We start from the raw sequence: 20669 nt of genomic DNA, 5'->3' as shown, positions 1-20669 counted from the left end.
CTTACGATTAAGTTGTATAAAAAAAACAGCCCAAGGCTGTTTAAGAATTAATCAATTTTAATTTTTACTGATGGACCCATTGTAGCAGAAACTGTTAAGTTTAACATATATGTTCCTTTTACAGCTGCTGGTTTTAAACGTTTAATTGTACTAATTAATGTTTGAGCATTTTCTGCTAAATCTTTTGTAGACATTGATGCTTTACCGATTAATGAGTGAATAATTCCAGCTTTTTCTGCACGGTAATTTGCTTTACCTTTTTTAAGTTCTTCAACTGTTTTACCTGGTGTCATTGTTACAGTACCTGTTTTAGGGTTGGGCATTAATCCTTTTGGTCCTAACTTTTTACCATATTTTCCTAAAACTGCCATTATTTTTGGATCAGCTACTATAACATCAAAATCATATTTATCTTGATTTAAAACTTCAGGAAGTTCAGATGCTGAATAAACATAATCTGCACCTGCTTCTTTTGCTTGTTGTTGAGCAGTAACATCATCTGTTGCTACTAAAACTTTAACTGTTTTACCTGTTCCGTGTGGAAGTACAACAGCTCCACGTAATTGTTGATCAGCTTTACGTGTATCAATATTTAATTTGATAGCAAGATCGATTGAAGCATCGAATTTTGCATATGAAGCTTTTTTAGCTAATTCAATAGCTTCTTCTAATGAATAAACAGCATTTTTATCTACTAAAGCTCTTGCTTTTTGTAAGTTTTTTGAAATTTTTTTCATTAGTTAACTCCTTCTTCTGCAGGGTAACCTTCGATTTTAATTCCCATATTTTTTGCTGTTCCTGCTATTTGTTTCATTGCTGCTTCTAAATCATCAGTGTTTAAGTCTGGTAATTTGTATTCTGCTATTTGTTTTAATTGATCAACTGTTATTGTTGCAACAACTTCTTTTTTAGAATTATGTGCTCCTGTGTTGATTTTAGCTGCTTCTTTTAATTTGTATGAAGCTGGTGAAGTAAAGATTTTAAAATCAAATGATTTGTCTTTATATACTCAAATTTTAACAGGGACAGGTTCACTTCCTCTATCTCTTGTTGCATCATTAAATTGTTTTGTGAATTCAGGCATTACAATTCCTAAACCAGCTAATGCTGGACCAGGTTTTGCTTGTCCGGCATTAAATTGTAGTTTAGCAATTCTTACTAATTCTTTAGCCATAAAATTTTCCTTTCAAAAATTGTGGTGCAAATGATTTACTATTATAAATCTCCCACTTGCTAGAGGCAATTAATAAATTGCATAAAAATTATACCAAAAAGTTTAATTTATAAAACCATTTAATTAAAATTAAAATAAATTTCATTTTTATACTCAAAAGTTAAACAAAATTACTGAATTTTAAATAAAAAAACAAAGTTACATTTTATAACTTTGCATTAATTTTTTTATTTCAATACTCAACAACAAATTTTTCGTGTTCATCTTTTTTTGTAATTTCGTAATTACTTAAATCTAAATTTAAATATACATCACCTTCAAAACTCTTTTTTATTCTAGAAATAATTAATTTATCTGCATATTGATAATAATGTTCATAAACAAATTTTCCACCAGCAATAAATAAAGTTTCTTTGCTATTTTTATATTCATTAAATAAGTTAAAAAGTTGTTGTTCATTGTTTATTGTTTTATCTGCTTTATTTATTTCTACATCAGATAAAACAAATATTTTTCTGGATGATAATGGAGGTAAAGAAAGAAAAGTATTTTTACCAAAAATCAGTGTGTGATTGAGTGTTGTTTGTTTAAAATGTTTCAATTCTTCTGGTATTTTTCAAGGAAGTTTTGTGCCATTTCCAATCAAATTATTTTTATCCATTGCAACAATTAATTTAATCATTACACAGCTACCTCCGCTTTTATAGTTGGTCAAAATTCATAGTCTTCTAATTTTATATCTTCAAATTTAAAATCAAATATACTCTTGACATTTGGATTTAACTTAACTTGTGGTAATTTTTTAGGTTCTCTTTGAATTTGTAAATTAACTTGTTCTAAATGATTTAAATAAATATGAGCATCTCCTATTGTGTGAATAAATTCACCAACTTTTAAATCACATACTTGTGCAATCATCATTAAAAGTAAAGAATAAGAAGCTATATTAAAAGGTACACCCAAAAATAAATCTCCACTTCTTTGGTATAGTTGTAGCGAAAGTTCTTTATTTTCATTAACATAAAATTGAAAAAATGCATGACAAGGTGGTAAAGTCATTTTATCAATTTCAGCTGGATTTCATGCACTTATAATGTGTCTCCTTGAAAATGGATTGTTTTTTATATCTTCTACTAATTTTTTGATTTGATCAAATCCAAAAAAATCACGTCATTGTTTTCCATAAACAGGACCAAGATTTCCAAATTTGTTTGCAAAGTCTTCACTTTCTTTAATTTTTTGTATAAATTCCTTAATTGTTTCACCATTATATTCTGAAGATTTTTTAAAATTTTCATACGGTCATTCATTTCATATGTTTACATTGTTCTCTACTAAATATTTAATGTTTGTATCACCTTTTAAAAATCAAAGTAATTCAATAACAATTGATTTTCACGCCATTTTTTTAGTTGTTAAAAGCGGAAATCCTTTTTTTAGATCATATCTTGTTTGTGTTCCAAAATAACTTATTGTTCCTATATTTGTTCTATTATCTTTTTTTGTACCTTTTGTTTTTACCAAGGCCAAAAGATCTAAATATTGTTTCATATATTTCCCTTATTTTTTTCTTATATTATTAATGATAATAAAAAAAGAATAAAAAAAGTTATTAAATCTTTTTTTATTCTACATCATCTGATTCTTCAGATTTGACTTTTATTTTTTTTACATCGCTTACTAGTTTTTTTCCTAAAATATCTTCTACATTTCTGTTAAATTTATCTGCTTGTTTTAGAGCTATATCTATTTTATCAACTGAGTCTTGATTGTATTTTTTAATATAACTTAAATTCTTATATAGATTTTGGAAATTAGTTTTAATATTTTCTAAATATCCAATTATTTTGTAAGCATCTTTTGATATTTGTGCTTGTTTATACAACAAGTGTGCACAATTTAATGCTGAAACTATTGCTGATGGCCCAACAGGAATTATTTTAAAATTTCTTCATAATTGTTCAACTAATTCATTATTATCGTATACAAATCCATGTAGTCCTTCAGAAGGTAAAAACATAATAGCATAATCTAATGTAACATTTGGGACTATATATTTTTCTGATATTGATTTAGCTTGTTGCTTAATTGTATCCATTAAATTCTTTTTATTTAAATAGTTTTGATCATCGATATATTTTCTATAAAGTTCTAAATTAAATTTTGAATCAATAGGAAGTCAAAGTGACTCATTGTTTTTATCAAAGATTCTGACTGCAAAATCTACTTTATTATCATTTTTTGGGTTAATATTAAATTGTTTTTTGAAAAGTTCAGTAGAAGTTCCAAAAATTTCATTTAGAATATTTTCTAAGTTAAGCTCACCAACTTGACCATACAATTTTGCGTTTGTGAAAGTCTTATTTAAAGTCATAACTGAATTTTGAATGGTTTCAAATTTAATTAAACTACCATTTAATTCGTTCATTCTTTTTGCTATTTCTGAAAAATGTGTATTTAATTTTTCATTTATGTCTTTTGATAATTTTTCTTCAAAAGTTTTATTAATATCTTTTAAACCACCTTCAATTGTGTTGTTGAAGTTTTTTGTAATGTGTTCTAATTTATCTAAAACTTGATTTGTAAGTTTTTCAATTTGTTCTGTATTATCTTTTAAAATTTTTTCTTTTATTTCATTGAAATTATTGTTAAGACTTTGAAATTCATTGCTAAATGTTTCTTTTCATTGAAAAACATTATTATTAATATCTTTGATTGTTTTTTCATTTGAAGAAATATTGTTTGAAATTTTTTCAGTTAATCCACCGCTTGTTTTTAAAATTTCTTCTTTTAATTGTTCCACTTTAGTATTTAAATTATTGAAATTTTCTTTTAGTAAATTATCATCATTATTTTTATTTGAAACTTTTATCTTAATGTTTTTAACTTCTCAAAAAACATAACAAAATGTGACAACAACACTAATTAAAACTAATATAAGTAGTACTATTGAGGCTAATTGCATTATTTAATCAATTCTTTACCAAAGTATGGAACTAAAACTTTAGGAATTGAAATTGTTCCATCTTCATTTTGATAATTTTCTAAAATAGCAGCCACAACACGATCAATTGCAAGTCCACTACCATTTATGGTGTTTGCATATTGAATTTTATTGTCATTATCACGGTATCTAATCATTGATCTTCTAGCTTGAAAATCAAAGAAAACAGAAATAGAAGAAGTTTCACGGTATTTTTGTTCACTTGGAATTCATAATTCTAAGTCAATTGTTTTTGCTGAACTAAACCCAATATCACCAGTACATAATGATAGTTCTCTAAAAGGAATTTCTAATAATTTTAAAATGCTTTTAGCATCTTCGACTGTGTCATAGAAATCTTGTAAAACATTTTCATTACTTGATAATTTTACAAGTTCTACTTTATGAAATTCATGTTGTCTAATTAATCCACGAGTATCTTTACCACCACTTCCTGCTTCAGAACGGAAACATTTAGTATATGCAACAAATTTTTTAGTTTGTGATAAGTCAATAATTTCTTGATTGTGATAATTTGTAACAGGAACTTCTGCAGTAGGTATTAATCACAAGTCTTCATTTTCTAATTTGTATAAATCTTCTTTAAATTTAGGAAGTTGACCTGTACCAACTAACATTTTTGAATTAACTAAATGTGCTGGCATTAATTCTTCATAATCGTTGTTAATATGAGTATCTAACATAAAGTTTGCAAGTGCTCTAACTAGTTTAGCTCCATCTTTTTTGTATAAAACAAAACGACTTTCTGCTAATTTTACTGATCTTTCAAAATCTACTATATCTAAATCTTTTGCAATTTCGTAGTGAGGTTTTACATTTTTTACTAAACCTCTTCCCAGTGTTGGATATTCATTAATTACAACGTTTTCATCTTCACTTTTACCAACAGGTACATCATGATAAGGAATATTTGGAATACTTAGAGCAAGTTGCTCTACTTGTTCATTTAAAGAATTTAATTCAATACTTTCTTTTTCAATTAATGTTTTAATTTCATTTACTTTTTCTAAAGCTTCATCAACCGGTTTTTTATTTCTTTTTAAAATACCGATTTCTTCACTAAATTGATTTCTTTGGGCTTGAAGTTGTTCTACTTCAAAAGTTTTTTTGTTTCTTTTTGTAACAAGATCAATTAATTTTAGTACTTCATTTGTGTCAAAATTTCTGTTTTTTAAACCTTCTATTGCTTTATCTTGATTTTGTAATAATCATTTTAGATCTAACATAATTTACTCCTGATTTACGTAATATCTTTATATTATACTTTTATAAGTATAGAAAATTTTGAAAATGAATTAAAAACCAAAATTTAAAGAGCTAACAGGATGCATTTTTTGTCATTATTTAGTATGTTTTAGTTTAAAATTTAATAATATATGTCAACAATAGTTAAAGGAAAATTTACAAAAGAGATATTTTTATCAAATGATGGTAATTTTAGGTTAACTGGTTTTAGCGTTAGTCAAATTATTGAACAAGATAATAATTTTGTTTTAAATAAATTTAAAAGTATCTCTCTTCGTACTGAAAAACACACAATTGAATATAATAAAATCTACAAAATTACTTTAATTGATTTAAAAAACCCACGGTATCCAAGCACATATGGAATAGAAAATATTGAAGAAACTAACGATATAGATAAAGCTTATATTTTAAAATTTTTATCATCTAGTGCTTATAAAGGAATTGGTCTTATTAAAGCTCAACAAATTATAGAAACTTATGGTGTTGATGTTTTAGATCAAATTAAAGATAATAAATTAACTCATGAAGATTTAAATATTTCATCTGAAACATATGAAAATTTGTGTAATGATTTAAAAAATAATGAAGCTGCAACTAAATTGCGTTTGTTTATCTATGAGTGTGGACTAAGTGATACATTTTATGGGAAATTGATTCAAGCATGTCCAGCAAGTCAGTTTTATAAAAAATATTCAGAAAATCCATGGCCACTTTATTTTGAACTTGAAAATATTTCATTTAATGACATTTTAAAAATTGCCATTAAATTAAATAAAGAACATTTACCTGAACGAAATCAAATTCTTCTTTTTGACATTTTAAATAATTATTTATTTGATTCTGGTAATACAAAAATACCTATTGCTAATTTGCTGATGGAAGTAAGAAAAAAAGACTCAAATTTATCGCAAAATGATTTTTTTGAAGCTTTAGAAAAATTAATTGAAACAAAAAAAATCATAAAATTAAATAGTTTATTTGTTGAACCTATGTGACTATTTGAACAAGAAAAATATATAGTCTTAAGATTAAAATATTTATTAAAAAATGGTGATAGAAATCCAATTAAAATCAAGACAAATAAATTAGATAGCGTACAAAAGCAAGCAGTAGAATTAGCATTAAAAGACCCACTAAGTTTAATAACTGGAGCGCCAGGTACAGGTAAAACGCTAGTAACAAATGAAATTATTAAACAACTTAGAAAACAATATAAAGAAGAAGAAATAGCGGTTGTAACACCAACTGGTAGGGCGACAATAAATATAAATAAACACAATATTATAAAAGCATCGACGATTCACTCTTTATTAAAATGAGATACAGAAGGTGGACATTTTGGAGTAAGAGAAGAATCATTGAGCATTAAAGTCTTAATAATCGATGAATTTTCAATGGTATCTACTGATTTATTTTATTACTTGTTGTATGCATTAAATCGTTATGATCTTAAAAAAATTATATTAGTTGGAGATAAAGATCAATTACCAGCAATTGGCTCAGGTTATTTAATTAATGATTTTATAAAAAATGAAATTACTAACACAATATATCTTGAAAAAAACTATCGTCAAAATGAAAATTTTGAAATTATTGAAGATGCAAAAAAAATTAATGATTCACAAATTCCTGAATTTAAAGGAAATAGATCATCTTTTATTGAAGTTGAATCGAACCAACTTTCAAACATAATAATTAATAAAATTCAAGAGCTTCATAATAAAGGGTATACAAAAAAAGATATTGCAATTTTAAGTCCTATATATAGATATCAGACAGGAATTGATAATTTAAATGAAAAAATTCAAGATTTTTATAAAACATTAGAAAATCAAAAACCATATAAAGTTTTTAGTAGAACTGTTTATTTAAATGATAAAGTTATTAATTTAGAAAATGATCCAAATAAAAATATTTTTAATGGTGAAATTGGTTACATTGAAAAAATTTCTCAAACAAATGCAAATTCAGGACAAATTTTATTTATTTTTGTAGTTTTTGAAGGTGGAAAAACAATAAGTTATACACCATCTGAATTTGTTAAAAAAACAATGTTAGCATATTGTACGTCAGTACATAAATATCAGGGATCAGAAAGTGAAATAGTTTTAACTGTATTATTTAATGAAGCAAAAAATCTTTTAAGTAAAAAATTAATTTATACTGCAATAACTAGAGCAAAATCTTATTCTATTATTTATGGTCAAAAATCTGCACTGGAAATAGGAATAAAAAATGATAAAGATTCAAGAAGAAGCACTTCAATTCAAAAACTTTGAGAAAAATTGTAAAGGAGTAATATGAAACTAATTATTGGATTAGGTAATCCTGGTGAAATTTATGAAAACACAAGACATAATATAGGTTTTATGGTTGTAGATAGTTTAGTAAAAAAACTAGAATTAGAAAATTCTTGAAAAGAAAAATTTAAAGGTGAATTTGTTAAGGGTGATGATTTTATTATTGCAAAACCCTTAACATATATGAATTTAAGTGGTGATTTTGTTCAACAAATTGTACAATTTTTTAAAATTTCCACAAATGATATTATTGTTGTTTATGACGATATGGATCATGCAATCGGTAAAGCTGTTGTGAAAACAACCGGTTCTGCTGGTGGACATAATGGTATGGCTGATATAATCAATAAATTAAATACAAAAGACCTAAAACGATTAAAAATCGGAATCGGTAGACCAACTTATAATACAAAAGATTTTGTTTTGGGTAAAATTCCTGCCGCTGATCAAGAAACATTTAATAAAACAATAAATAGAAGTGTAGAGTTTTTAGAAACATTTTTATTTAATGATATTCGTTTTGCTATTACACAATTTAACACTCAGACAGAGTAAATATGGAAGAAACTTTACTTTTAGCAGTTAGTGGTGGCCCTGATAGCGTGTTTATGTTAGATAGGTATAAAAAACGCAATATCGTTGTTGCTTTTGTTAATTACAATAAAAGAAGTGATTCATGAAAAGATGAGATGATTGTTACTGATTTTTGCAAAAAATACAACATACCAATGCATATTTTCAGTGTAGCAGATGATTTTGAATATGAAGGTAATTTTCAGGATATTGCAAGAGAACAAAGATATGATTTCTTTAAAGAAATATATGATCAATATAATTGTTCAAAACTACTTATAGCTCATCATAAAGATGATTGATTAGAAACGGCTATTATGCAAAAAACATCAAATAGACATGTTCTTTATTATGGTATAAAACAAAGAAATGTACTTAATGGAATGAATATTTATCGTCCATTTGTTCATAGATATTGAAAAGACGAAATTGAGCAAAAATTAAAAGAAAAAAATATTAAATATGCAATAGATTACACCAATGCATTAAATGTATATACAAGAAATAAAATAAGAAACAAATTAAAATTGTTAACAAAAGATGAAAAACAAAAATTAATAGAAATTTTTCGTTTTTCTAACAAAAAATTTACTTATACTAGTAGAGTAGTAGAAAAAGAAATTAAATTTTGAAGAGAACAAGAATTTAGCTGTGAAGAAAAAGTACTTTTAAAAATTAGATATCCTCAGTATGTTTTATTTTATTTACTTCATGATAACTTCAAAGATATTAAAATTTCATGAAATAAACTTTCTTCAATATGAATGTTTATTATTTCACAAACCAATAGAACAAGTAAATATTTATTAAAAAATGACATTTATTTATATAAAAAGAAACATAAACTTATTTTAAATTAAGAAAAAAACCAACTATAATTTAAAATATTATTAATATAAGACAAAAAGGAGGTTTTATGAAAAATAATAAAGACAATGATAATAATAAAAAACCAAATTCATTTTGAAATTCTAAAGCAACAAAATGAATGATTTCATTTATTATTATTGCAATAATTATCGCAATTATTTTAGTTATTGTTTTTGTAAGAAAAGATTATACTGAGAAAAAAGATATTTACTTCCTACAACAACAAGTGTTAAGAGCAGCAAGTGATGTGACTGATAACATTTACATAACCAAATTTATTGATGATGGTTATACAGGACGTTTTGCAATAACAATGGTTGATGGTAATACAACAAACAGTTTTTATGTTTATGCAATGCCTTGACAAAAAGAAGAATTTTATAAGTCAGTTTCATATTTATCAAAGAGTAATGACTTAATCAAAGCAGCATTAATATCACCAACTGGAGATAATGGAGTTTTAGAAGGTGTTCAATCTCCAAGCAATAATGCAAGTTCATGAATAAGAATGATTCCATCTGCTATAGTTACTCTTATTATGATTATTTTCTTCTTCTTTATTTTCAAAAGTTCAGGACAAATTTCTGGAATTACTCAATCTAAGAGTCAAGCAATTAGAGTTGAATCAAAAGTAAAATTCTCAGATATTGCTGGAAACGAAGAAGCTAAAGAAGAAGTAATGGAACTTGTAGATTACTTAAAAAACCCTAAAAAATATTCTGCAGCAGGAGCTAGAATTCCTAAAGGTATTTTACTTGGAGGTCCTCCAGGTACAGGGAAAACCTTATTAGCAAAAGCAACAGCTGGAGAAGCTAAAGTTCCATTTCTATTTATATCTGCATCAAGTTTTGTTGAATTATTTGTTGGTATGGGTGCTAAAAGAGTTAGAGAAATGTTTAGAGAAGCTCGTAAATCATCACCAGCAATTATATTTATTGACGAATTAGATGCTGTGGGAAGAAGTCGTGGAGCTGGTATTGGTGGTGGAAACGATGAAAGAGAACAAACACTTAACCAATTACTTGTTGAAATGGACGGTATAACTGAAAATAGTGGAATTTTAATTATGGCAGCTACAAACAGAACAGACGTTTTAGACCCTGCTTTATTAAGACCTGGACGTTTCGATAGAACTATAACAGTTGGATTACCTGATGTAAAAGAAAGAGAAGCAATTTTAAAACTTCACGCAAGAGGTAAAAGAATTGATAAGACAATTAATTTTGCTCAAGTAGCAAAAAGAACACCAGGATTTAGTGGTGCTCAACTAGAAAACGTTGTTAATGAAGCTTCATTATTAAGTGTTAGAGAAAAAACGGGTGTTATTACTATAGAACAAATTGACGAAGCAATTGATAGAGTAATGAGTGGTCCAGCTAAAAAATCTAGAACTATTTCAAAAGAAGAAAACATAGCAGTAGCTTACCATGAAGCAGGTCATGCAGTTGTAGGAATCAAGATTAAAGGTGGAAATAAAGTTCAAAAAATTACCATTATTCCTCGTGGAAATGCTGGTGGATATAATTTAATGATGCCTGAAGAAGAAAAATACAATCGTTCTAAGAAAGATCTTCTTGCAATTATTACTTCATTTATGGGAGGAAGAGCTGCAGAAAGATTAATTTATGGTGAAGATAATATTTCTACAGGAGCTAGTGATGATATTTCTAAAGCTACTCAAATAGCAAGAAGAATGGTTACTGAATGAGGTATGAGTGAACTTGGACCAATTAAATATGAAGAAGACTCATCAAATCCATTTTTAGGAAGAGATTATGCTAAAAATGCATCATTTAGTTCAAAAGTAGGACAAGAAATTGATTTAGCTGTTAGAAAAATCATTATGGAAGCAGACAAAAAAGCTCAAGAAATTCTTGAACAAAACCGTGAATTATTAGAACTAATTAAAGAGGCTCTTGTAATTAAAGAAACAATAGTTGCAGAAGAAATTGAATACATTTCAACACACATGCAACTACCTCCACAAGTTCTTGATGATAAACAAAAATATGGTGGAAGTGAAGAAACAAAAGAATTAGATTTTGATTCACTAATAAACGAGGTGAAGAAAGAAAATTCAGTAACTCCACAAGAAAACAACAAAGAAAATTTAGATACTTCAAGTAATGAAGAAAATTAAAATTTAATGATAAACAAAATGACGCAAATGCGTCATTTTTCTATTTTTTATAATGTTTTTTTCTAAAAATTATTCAAGAAAATAAAGATACAATACCTAATCCTAACGGAATTAAAAAATATAAATAATTTTTGTTCGAATTCCCCATTTTATTTACTGTTTCTTTATTGCTTTTTAAATCTATTTTATTTTTAGAATTCTCTTGAGTTGTGTTATTCTTATCTAGAGATTTTGAATTGTTTTTATTATTTTTAATATCGGTGTTTGATTCTGTGTCTATTTTTGTATTATCTACATCATTTGAAGAATTATTACCTTTATGATTTTCATTTTCAATTGCTTTATCTTTTGCACTTTTTTTATTTTTAGCCAATTGAATATATTCATAGATTTTTTGAATCGAACTTTCATATCATGACAAGTCTTCTTGCTCATGTCCTATTAAATAATTTATTTGTGAATTTAATTCATTTTTAATTTCTAAATATTTAGATTTTTTAATTTCTTTTAAAAAAGTTTCAGCATCAAAAAGAGCACTTTTGTATCTTTTTTTAGTATTTTGAACTAGTATTTGATTATTAGTAATAAATCCATGAATTATTTGAGTTCCCATATTTTCAAATTCATTATTAACATCATGAATTTTATATGTTATTTTAATATCTCCCTTGTCATCATCACCAACTAAAAAAATATTAGAAATTTTATATTTTTCATTTTCTGTGTTTTTAACTAAATCTTTGCCAGTAATTTGTGAGGGTAATTTACTATTTTTAATTTTTTCTGACACCAAAAAATAAAAACTATTGCTATATTTATCAAATTCTTGCTTTTTTTGTTGTTTTTCATAGTTTTGTAGAGATTTATTTTTTTCATTTTCTAGAGTGTTAAAAAAATCTTGTAAAGAATTTGTACTATGTTGAACCAACGAAAGACTAACATTTTCACCATTAACAATGTTGCTGTGTGTTTCAATGACTTTTTGTATTCTTTCTATTAAATCCTCATAGATACTATTTTGATTTTTGAGTATATTTATTTGTTGTTGTAAGCTATCTTTTATTGAATTAAAATCTTTTTTTGCTTTTTGAATTTTTGCTAATTCTTTTTGTTTTTCAATAAATTCATTTGTTTCTACTGATAGTTCTGTTTGTTTTTGATTATATATTTTTTGTGGGAATCAATTATAATCAAGAGTTAATTTATAAGTTTTTATTTGAATTTTTTGTAAATGTTTTAAATTAGCGTCAGGTAAATTTATAACAAATCTATCAGAATTATAATTGCTACTTATTAAATGTTTAATAGTTTTATTATTAATATTTATTTCAATATTTAAATTTCGATATGCACTGGGATTGTCATTAGTTATTAATGTTATTTTTTTGTCCCTTTCATAAATAGAATCAAATTTTAAATTTTCAACATTATCTCCCAAGGCACCATTTTCCAAAAGTGAATCAGTGTAATTAAAATTAGTTCTATATATAGATTGGACTAATGACGGACCTGGAAAATCACTAAAAACTAATCCAAGAGTTGTTAAATTATTGTGATTATTAATATAATTGACTACATTTTGATTAACTTCAGGTGATGATGTATCTGGTCTACGACCGCTTGCATATGAAGTAAAATTTACAAATAATCTTGCATCTCAATACTGTTTACTACTTGATTTTTCAAAATGTTGTGTAATGTATTTTACTTTTTCTTGACTAGAATTTATTCCATCATATTTATCTTGTACTGTGTCATTTTCAACTACATTTCTATATCTAAAACCACCAACGCTGTCTGTGTTTATTTTGTGGTGTAAATGATTTAAAATAATAATTTTTCCACGATATTGACCTATATTAAAACCTTTTGTACGGGTAATTTCCTTTATATCTTTACCTTCGGGATTGTAAATATAATTTTTGTATTTGTAATGTACTATTTTTTTATATTCTTCATTTGCTTGTTTTGCATAATAAGGTTTATCTACACTAAAATTTTCATCTTTAATTCTTACAACAAGAAATTCAGTGGGATGTTTTTTAAGAAAATCAACATAAAATCTAAAAGCATCATCTAATGTTTGATAAGAAGGAATAATACCATGAACTAACCTTCCATCATTTTGCATCCTCAGATCAAATGCTCTAATTCCTATTTTTAACTGGTCTTCAAAATTAAAATGTTGTGTTGTTGCTAAAAGAGAACCACCAAATGAGTATAAAAACCCATATCCATTATACATAGTTGAATCGTGTGTACCAGGTAGGCTTAATGAAGATAAAATTCTTGTATCAGGTAATTCTTTCATTCAATCAGTAGCTAAATAATTATTTGCAATTACTCTTGTATTTGTTACTGTCGCAAGATTAGGTTTTTTGTATATTGTTTTATCTACGTTTGAACTATAAGTTGCTGCAGAAAGTAAAAAAAATGGTAAAACAGCAAAAGATAATAATAATTTTTTATGCATAAATCCTCGATTTTTGTTTAAAAAAAGCAATTTTTGTCTTAAATAAGGCATATTAAACAACATTATATATGTAATTTCTAAAAAACCTAATTATTTTAAAATATATATAATTTTAAAAATGCTAAAAAATTGATCAAACTTTTCTATTTTAGAGCTAAAAAATTGATTTTAAATATGTGTTATAATTTAGAAACAAAAGGAGGATATATGGCTAAAAAGAAATTAATGATTTGAACAGTGTTGGGAGCAACTGCATTAATCACATCGGCCGCTATAACAGCTGGTGTTATTATAGGTATAAATAAAAACGCACCTATGAAGTTAGTGCTAAGGGGATTAGAAAGCACTGAAAAGAAAACTAAGTTTTATAGTGGACAAAAAGTAAAATTTAAGCTTTTAAAACCAAAAAACAAAGAATTTGATTTCCTACTAATAAACAATAAAAAAACAAATGTAAAAATTGAAAATAATTCATTTATCTTAGAATTACAACCCAATACAAGAATAATAGAAGTTCAATATAAAGATAAGACTCAAAAAACTTATTCTATTACATTACCTAAAAATATTCAAGTATTAACAAAAAATATAAATATTGATAACATTATTGAAAATACTCAAGTTGAATTTTTAATACACGATTTAGAAAATGTTGTAATTAAAGATTTACTTCTAAATGATGTGAGTATAAAAGACAGCATTAGTAACAATAAATTTGCAATAATAATTAAAGAAGATAGTGTTTTAAAATTAGTGACTGAATCTACAAATAAAGATGAAAATAAAGATTCAACAACCAATAATGATAAAGCAAATACTACTACAAATAATGCAAATACAGAGAATAATTCAACAGAAAATAAAAATGATGTTGAAGTTCAAAAGCAAAAAATACAGATAATAATCCAAATTCTGGTTCAAGTGAAAATGCTGAAAATACAGAAAATAATCCAAATTCTGACTCAAGTGTAAACACAGAAAATACAGATAATAATTCAGATTCTGATTCAAATGTAAACACTGAAAATACAGATAATAATCCAAATTCTGACTCAGGTGTAAACACTGAAAATACAGATAATAATTCAGATTCTGACTCAAATGTAAATGCTGAACCAGAAGTAAAAAAATCAACAATAAATTTAGAAGGTTTTGCTGAAAATACTCAAGAAGTTAATCAAAATGAAGCAATAACTTTACATTTAAATATACCAGAAAATAATCACTTATCAACATTTACAGTTAATGGAGAAGATAACAAAAATTCAATTATAAATAACACATTTACATTTACACCAGTTCAAGAAAATTATGATATTGTTGCTACATATGAAGTTAATACATACTCATTAAATCTTCAAAATAATGAATTATCTGTAAACGGTAATTTAGATTTAACAAAAATACCTTATGGAACTAATGTTTCAGTAAATATTAATGTACCTAATAACAAAAAAATAGCAAAATTATTACTTAATGGTTCTGATAGAAGACATAGTGTAAATAATAATGTTTATACATTTGAAATAACAAACAATACTGATATAAGTGTTGAATTTAAAAAATTACCACCTCAAAAACAATATTATTCATTGACACTAGGGGAGAATTTAGTTGTTTCAGATGATATAAATAAAGATCACATTGAAGGAACACAATCAGTAAGAATTTTTGCAAATATTCCTTCAGGACAAGAAATTGAAAGCTTATTAGTTAATGATGTAGATCAATTAGAAAATATGAATGATGATAAAACATTTATTGATTTAAACTTAACTGAAAATACTAGTGTTAGAGCAACATTTAGAAGTTCAAATAAAAATAAGAACACAGCACCAAAGATTATTGCACCTAATAATGAACACCTTGAGATAAATAATAAAGTTGATATATATTATTCCTTAAATGAAGGAGATAAAATTTTAGTTAAAATTGTTAATATTCCTGAGGATAAGGAAGTTAAAACAATATTATTTGATCACCAAGATATCACCTCACGTATGCAAGGTAATTATTTTAGTTTTATTGTTCCTAACGGGTATCCACAACTATCAATTGAATTTCAAGATAAAACCCCAGTTGTTATAAACACAGTTGAACTTAAAAAAACAATTAACTTAGCGGACGAAAAGAAAAAATCATCAACATATATTTATGAAAATAGACAAGAAATAACAAATAAATTTGATGAAATTTTAGCAGAAGCTAAAAAAGTTTTAGCTAATCCAGAAAATCAAGATAAAGTAGATGAAAGTGTTTGAAATCTAAAAGATATTATGGATGAATTAAATGGTCAATTCTCTGAAAAATCTATTGATTTAAAAAATATTGAAACTATCGAATTACTTAAAGTTTTAAATACACATGAAACAGAAAAAATCAATGCACTTACTGAACAAATTACTGATTTTAGTAACTATAAAGCAAGAATAATATCAGATAATAAAGAATTTATTTTACCAATCAAAGCAGTAGAAGAAGAAAATCAAAGTTATATTATTTCAGTTGATTTAGATAAAGTAGTTTACTTTAATAAAGATAATGATGCAATTCAAAAATTAACTTTTGCAGTGGATAAAATATCTCATAATGAAAATGAAATTACTGATTTTGATACTTTAATTACTAAATTAAACAGTGCAACCGATAATCAAGAAATTATAATTGGTGCTGATTTAGATGCAACCGATACAACAAATAATGCATATGTTACAAAAACTTTTAAAGGTGTTTTAAAAAGTTCTAATGGAAGAACATTTGCAATTAATGGTCTAAAAAAACCATTATTTAGTAAAATAGAAAACGCAAAAATTGAAAATATTAACATTTTAAATGCAAATGTTACTTCAAATTCAACATCAGGAATTTTAGCATCTGAAGTTGTAGATTCATCAATAAAAAATACAAAAATAACAGGTCAATTAAAATATCAACAAAATGGAATAAATACAGAAAAAATTGGTGGGATTTTTGGAACTGTACTGGGTCTTACATTTACACACAACACAATTGATGTTACATTAAATATTTCTGCAAATGATACAAATTCACAATATTATGGAATACTGGCTTCACAAATTAGTGGATATGGTCATCAAATTAACATTTCTAATAATTACATAAAAGGTAATATTCAACTAGATAGGAATCATTCAAATTCTAAAATTGGTAAACTAATTGGAAATGTTTCAAATGTTGAAATTCAAAGAACTATTGTTGATATTGAAAGTGGTTTACATAATTTGGTATTTGGTCAAACTTACAATAATTCAGCGCAAATTTTAGGAAGTTTTACTACATTAGATAATCAACCTAGTGAATTACAAAAAATTGAAAAAAGTGAACTAACACAAAAATTATTAGAGCTAGGAATTTTAGTGGAAACTCAACAAAAAAACGATTTTGCTCATGTTAATTTTGCACTAGTTCAAGATTATGATTCAAAAAGGGAAATTGCATACGATAACGTATCTAAATTAATTCCATTCTATGATAGAAACACAATAGTTTCTTATGGAAATAAAATAAGTACTTCAGATGTTTTATATCAAAAACGCATTTCATCTCTAATGCCATTAGATGATAATAATAATTTTGTTGGTAATTTATATAATAAAGATGAAATTAAAAAAATATTTGTTACTTTTGAAGACAACACAAGTACAATATTTACATTATCATCTCCTGTAGAATTTGAAAATAGCCATATTTTTGAATATTCATTTAATAATTTAATTTATACACCATATCAATTTTTAAATAAAAATTCAGATTTAATTAATGAACTAAAATCCGCATTTAAACAACTACAACTAAATTCACAAGAATTCATTAATCAGGTAAAAATGGATGAATATGTTCAAAAATTAAGAGATAAAAATAATAATCAAAATATAGAATTAGATATGAATTGATTATATCTAAATGATGCATTTAAACATGTTCAAGATAATATAGATAATTATTTAGAATCAATTTTAGCAAATTACAAAGTTGCAAATTACAATGATTTAAAAATTAAAGAAGTAGTTAAAAAAGAAATATTAGACAACAAAGTACAAATAATGTTAGGTCTATCATATTTAGAAAGACTTTATAATATAAAATTTGGTAATTATAATATAAAAAATATTTTGATGTTTAATCCCGCATTTTACAATAATGATATAAATAATATAGAATTTATAAAATCAATAGGTAATTTATCATTTGAAGATTTATTATTAGAAAATAACTATTCAACTTTCACTAAAATATTTAACACATTAAATAAATACTCAAAAGATGCAAATAAAGATTTATATTCATTCTTAGAATTAAATAATTCAATATTTAACAACAAAACTATGTCAGAATGACTAAAAGAATCATCAAATGCCTTTATATACGAACTTTCATCAGAAAAAAATAACGTTGATGTTTCTTTATATAATAGACTAAAAAATAAATCAACCGCAAGATCATATATATTGCCTCTTCTAAATGTAAAAGAAGATAACATTTATGTAATTTCTACTTTTGCAACAATATACTTCGGGGGATATGGAAGAGATATTGATGAAACTATTGCAAAAGATTCGGCTGAATACAAAACTAAATTACAAGAAGCAAAAAATAAAGTAAAACTTTTTGCAAATAAATTTAAAAACTTCTTAGAATTAATGTATTCTGTTTCAAATGATGAAGGTAAAAGTGAAATGCAAAATACTATTACCGAAATTTTTGATGGTTATTGAATAGTTTCAAAAAATGGTCCTGATTACAAACAATCTTCTGATAATCATCGTAGATGGGCTGAGAGATTTGATGAAAACTACTCACCAATTAAAGACTTCTTTGGACCAATTGGTAGATATTATCCACAATCACCTAAAAAAGATGGAGCATATGCTAACCAAAACACAAAAATAATAAGATTTGATAGTGCTGATGTTTTAAGTATTGAAGGAGCTTCAACCTTAACTCATGAACTAACTCATGCTTACGATAAAAAAACTTGATTACAAAATCACAACTATAGACCAGGTCAAGGACCTGAAGCATATGCTTTAGGATTCTTTGAATCAGCAACAAGTAATAGCACCCCTTACTATAGTTTCAATTTCATTGCTAATTTAAATGGTGATGTAACTACAAATAATTCAATTGATAGATTCAAATCAAAAGAAGATTTTAAATCATACTTACATAATTTATTTGATGTAACTTATTTAGTTGATGGACTTGAAGCAGAAGTTATTGCAACTAGAACCAATAAAGAAAAATCTCAAATACTTGAAAAACTAGTTCTTGAAAAAGATGATGCTTCCAAATGAGATAAAAATTCAAAACACATTTACTTTTACACTGATGAAGATATACAAAAAGGATATGTGCATGGTGTAGATAAAGTTGAACAATTATCTGAAGAAGAATTATCAAAACTAACATCATTAGATGCTTTAATTGATAATAATGTTATATCTAAATCCGAAAACTTTGCTTGAACAAGAGATTCAGAAACAAAACAAAAAACAGCGCAAAGAACAAATAATTTAAATTATTATTTTGTTTCACTATATAACCCAATTTTTGCTTCATACGCAAATGATTCAGGAACTTCAGGTGGATTAATGTTTAGAAAAACAGCATTTGAGTTACTTGCTGAATACGGTTGAGATAATGGGTTTATAAAATATGCAACTGATTCACTTGCTCAAAGCGCAACAAATAATGAAAAATTATCTGATGTATATGTATTTTCACAAATATTTAATGGTGAATATAATAACTCATATGCAGAATTTAAAAAAGCAATGTATAAACAACGTTTAGATAAACAAAACAAAATAAAAGAAATTATCGTAAGATATAACAATAAAGATTACTTAATAAGCAGTGGTGCAGACATTAAAGCATTATTAAAACAAGCATATGATGATAATTTTAATGATATAAAATTAAATCCACAAAAAGTATATTTCAATCAACTTCAATTAAAAGAACAAATAATTAAGAAATTTAACGAAAAAACAAACAATTTTAGAGAATCAATTTTTGAATAAAATTACAAAATCAGCATTTATAGTGCTGATTTTTTTAATTAAAAACCAGGACACAAATCCTTGTCCTGATTAAAGAGTAATTTTTTTATTTAAAAAATATATTTCACCAGCAATTGTTTTGGTACTGCGATTTAATTTTATATTTTTTACAAAAACCAAAAACTCGTCATTTTTAAATCTTCAAAGATGTAAAAGATATTCTTGATTTTCTTTTGTATATACTGAATAAATGTATAGTAAATAATATTTCATAAATACATATTTAACTAAAATTTTTTTAACAAGTATCACGGCCGCCATAGTACTTGGAATTACTCAGTGCATTATATAGTTATAAGGTTTGTTTGTTTTAACAATATTTTCTTCAAGTGGAGCTAAAAAACCAAAAACTGCAATTGTAAATAATAAATATAAAAATGGAATTAATAAAAATGTTCAACTTAAGACAATACAGACTTTATATAAAACTTTTGATTTATATAAATTTGTTTCTATAGTACTTTTGTTTAATTGTTTTGTTTTAAATAATTCTTCTTGTTTTGTGTATTTTGAATAATTATCAATAATTTTTTCAAGTGATTGGTAATTATTTATTTCACTGATTAATTTGTCGTATTCATATCATCCAATTAACAACTTCACATAAAAAGCAAGAAATCTATTATGTTTTTTATGATATAGTTTTTGAATATAATACATCTCTAATGTTCTTTTATATTTAGCTAATTTTAGTATTTTGTAACAAAATCACAGTAACAATACTAAAAATGGAGTCATTGCAGTTGAAAATGGTGTTTCAACAAAAGCGGGCTCAAAATATAAAACTATTCACATAGAAAAAAT

General features: G+C 25.2%; 14 protein-coding genes. 6 read left to right on the top strand and 8 right to left on the bottom strand.

Annotated features, from left to right (window positions below):
• Positions 1 to 47 precede the first annotated feature (47 nt).
• The 6 genes from rplA to serS all read right to left on the bottom strand — a co-directional run bounded on the left by rplA (position 48) and on the right by serS (position 5404).
• Entirely contained in the window at positions 48 to 737 is a 690-nt protein-coding gene (gene rplA / locus KQ877_RS02035) for a 50S ribosomal protein L1 (RefSeq protein WP_216488431.1), read from the bottom strand.
• Entirely contained in the window at positions 737 to 1174 is a 438-nt protein-coding gene (gene rplK, locus KQ877_RS04200; RefSeq protein ID WP_216535895.1) for a 50S ribosomal protein L11, read from the bottom strand. Before rplK ends, rplA begins: the two co-directional genes overlap by 1 nt.
• A 205-nt stretch (positions 1175 to 1379) precedes the next feature.
• Positions 1380 to 1856, bottom strand: coding sequence for a dihydrofolate reductase (locus KQ877_RS02025; protein ID WP_216535894.1), 477 nt, complete (start codon positions 1854 to 1856; stop codon positions 1380 to 1382).
• The gene (locus tag KQ877_RS02020) at positions 1856 to 2725 is read right to left on the bottom strand and encodes a thymidylate synthase (RefSeq protein ID WP_216535893.1); all 870 of its coding nucleotides are present in this window, start codon (positions 2723 to 2725) and stop codon (positions 1856 to 1858) included. The genes KQ877_RS02025 and KQ877_RS02020 overlap by 1 nt, the downstream gene beginning before the upstream one ends.
• A 73-nt stretch (positions 2726 to 2798) precedes the next feature.
• Entirely contained in the window at positions 2799 to 4139 is a 1341-nt protein-coding gene (gene rmuC / locus KQ877_RS02015) for a DNA recombination protein RmuC (RefSeq protein ID WP_216535892.1), read from the bottom strand.
• Positions 4139 to 5404, bottom strand: a complete 1266-nt coding sequence (gene serS / locus KQ877_RS02010) for a serine--tRNA ligase (protein ID WP_216535891.1) — start codon at positions 5402 to 5404, stop codon at positions 4139 to 4141. The genes rmuC and serS overlap by 1 nt, the downstream gene beginning before the upstream one ends.
• Before the next feature lie 150 nt (positions 5405 to 5554).
• Between serS and KQ877_RS04195 the strand changes: the two genes are divergently transcribed.
• Genes KQ877_RS04195 through ftsH form a run of 4 tightly spaced genes read left to right on the top strand, consistent with a single transcriptional unit; the run spans position 5555 to position 11309 of the window.
• Positions 5555 to 7717, top strand: coding sequence for an AAA family ATPase (locus tag KQ877_RS04195; protein WP_216535890.1), 2163 nt, complete (start codon positions 5555 to 5557; stop codon positions 7715 to 7717).
• A 9-nt stretch (positions 7718 to 7726) separates the two neighbouring features.
• Positions 7727 to 8281 carry an aminoacyl-tRNA hydrolase gene (pth, locus tag KQ877_RS02000; protein ID WP_216535889.1) on the top strand — a complete coding sequence of 185 codons (555 nt, stop codon included), beginning with the start codon at positions 7727 to 7729 and terminating at the stop codon, positions 8279 to 8281.
• A 2-nt stretch (positions 8282 to 8283) separates the two neighbouring features.
• Positions 8284 to 9159, top strand: coding sequence for a tRNA lysidine(34) synthetase TilS (tilS, locus tag KQ877_RS01995; protein ID WP_216535888.1), 876 nt, complete (start codon positions 8284 to 8286; stop codon positions 9157 to 9159).
• 56 nt (positions 9160 to 9215) lie between these two features.
• Positions 9216 to 11309, top strand: coding sequence for an ATP-dependent zinc metalloprotease FtsH (ftsH, locus tag KQ877_RS01990; RefSeq protein ID WP_216535887.1), 2094 nt, complete (start codon positions 9216 to 9218; stop codon positions 11307 to 11309).
• Positions 11310 to 11349: 40 nt separating this feature from the next.
• Here ftsH and KQ877_RS01985 read toward each other — a convergent pair whose 3' ends face one another.
• On the bottom strand, positions 11350 to 13782 hold the full coding sequence (locus KQ877_RS01985) for a hypothetical protein (RefSeq protein WP_216535886.1): 2433 nt from the start codon (positions 13780 to 13782) through the stop codon (positions 11350 to 11352).
• Between the two features lie 207 nt (positions 13783 to 13989).
• Here KQ877_RS01985 and KQ877_RS01980 point away from each other — a divergent pair, with 207 nt between their 5' ends.
• Together KQ877_RS01980 and KQ877_RS01975 are read left to right on the top strand one after the other, a co-directional pair.
• Entirely contained in the window at positions 13990 to 14754 is a 765-nt protein-coding gene (locus tag KQ877_RS01980) for a hypothetical protein (protein ID WP_216535885.1), read from the top strand.
• A gap of 620 nt (positions 14755 to 15374) precedes the next feature.
• Complete coding sequence (locus tag KQ877_RS01975) at positions 15375 to 19826, top strand: ZmpA/ZmpB/ZmpC family metallo-endopeptidase (RefSeq protein ID WP_216535884.1); 4452 nt, start codon at positions 15375 to 15377, stop codon at positions 19824 to 19826.
• Between the two features lie 69 nt (positions 19827 to 19895).
• Here the strand turns inward: KQ877_RS01975 and KQ877_RS01970 are convergent, their stop codons facing one another.
• Positions 19896 to 20660, bottom strand: a complete 765-nt coding sequence (locus KQ877_RS01970) for a hypothetical protein (protein ID WP_216535883.1) — start codon at positions 20658 to 20660, stop codon at positions 19896 to 19898.
• Positions 20661 to 20669 lie beyond the last annotated feature (9 nt).

This window comes from Mycoplasma zalophi, from assembly GCF_018914005.1.
Lineage (GTDB): Bacteria > Bacillota_I > Bacilli_A > Mycoplasmatales > Metamycoplasmataceae > Metamycoplasma > Metamycoplasma zalophi_A.
Note: the sequence above shows the minus strand (reverse complement) of the source record. Positions and strands in the feature narration are given on the sequence as shown.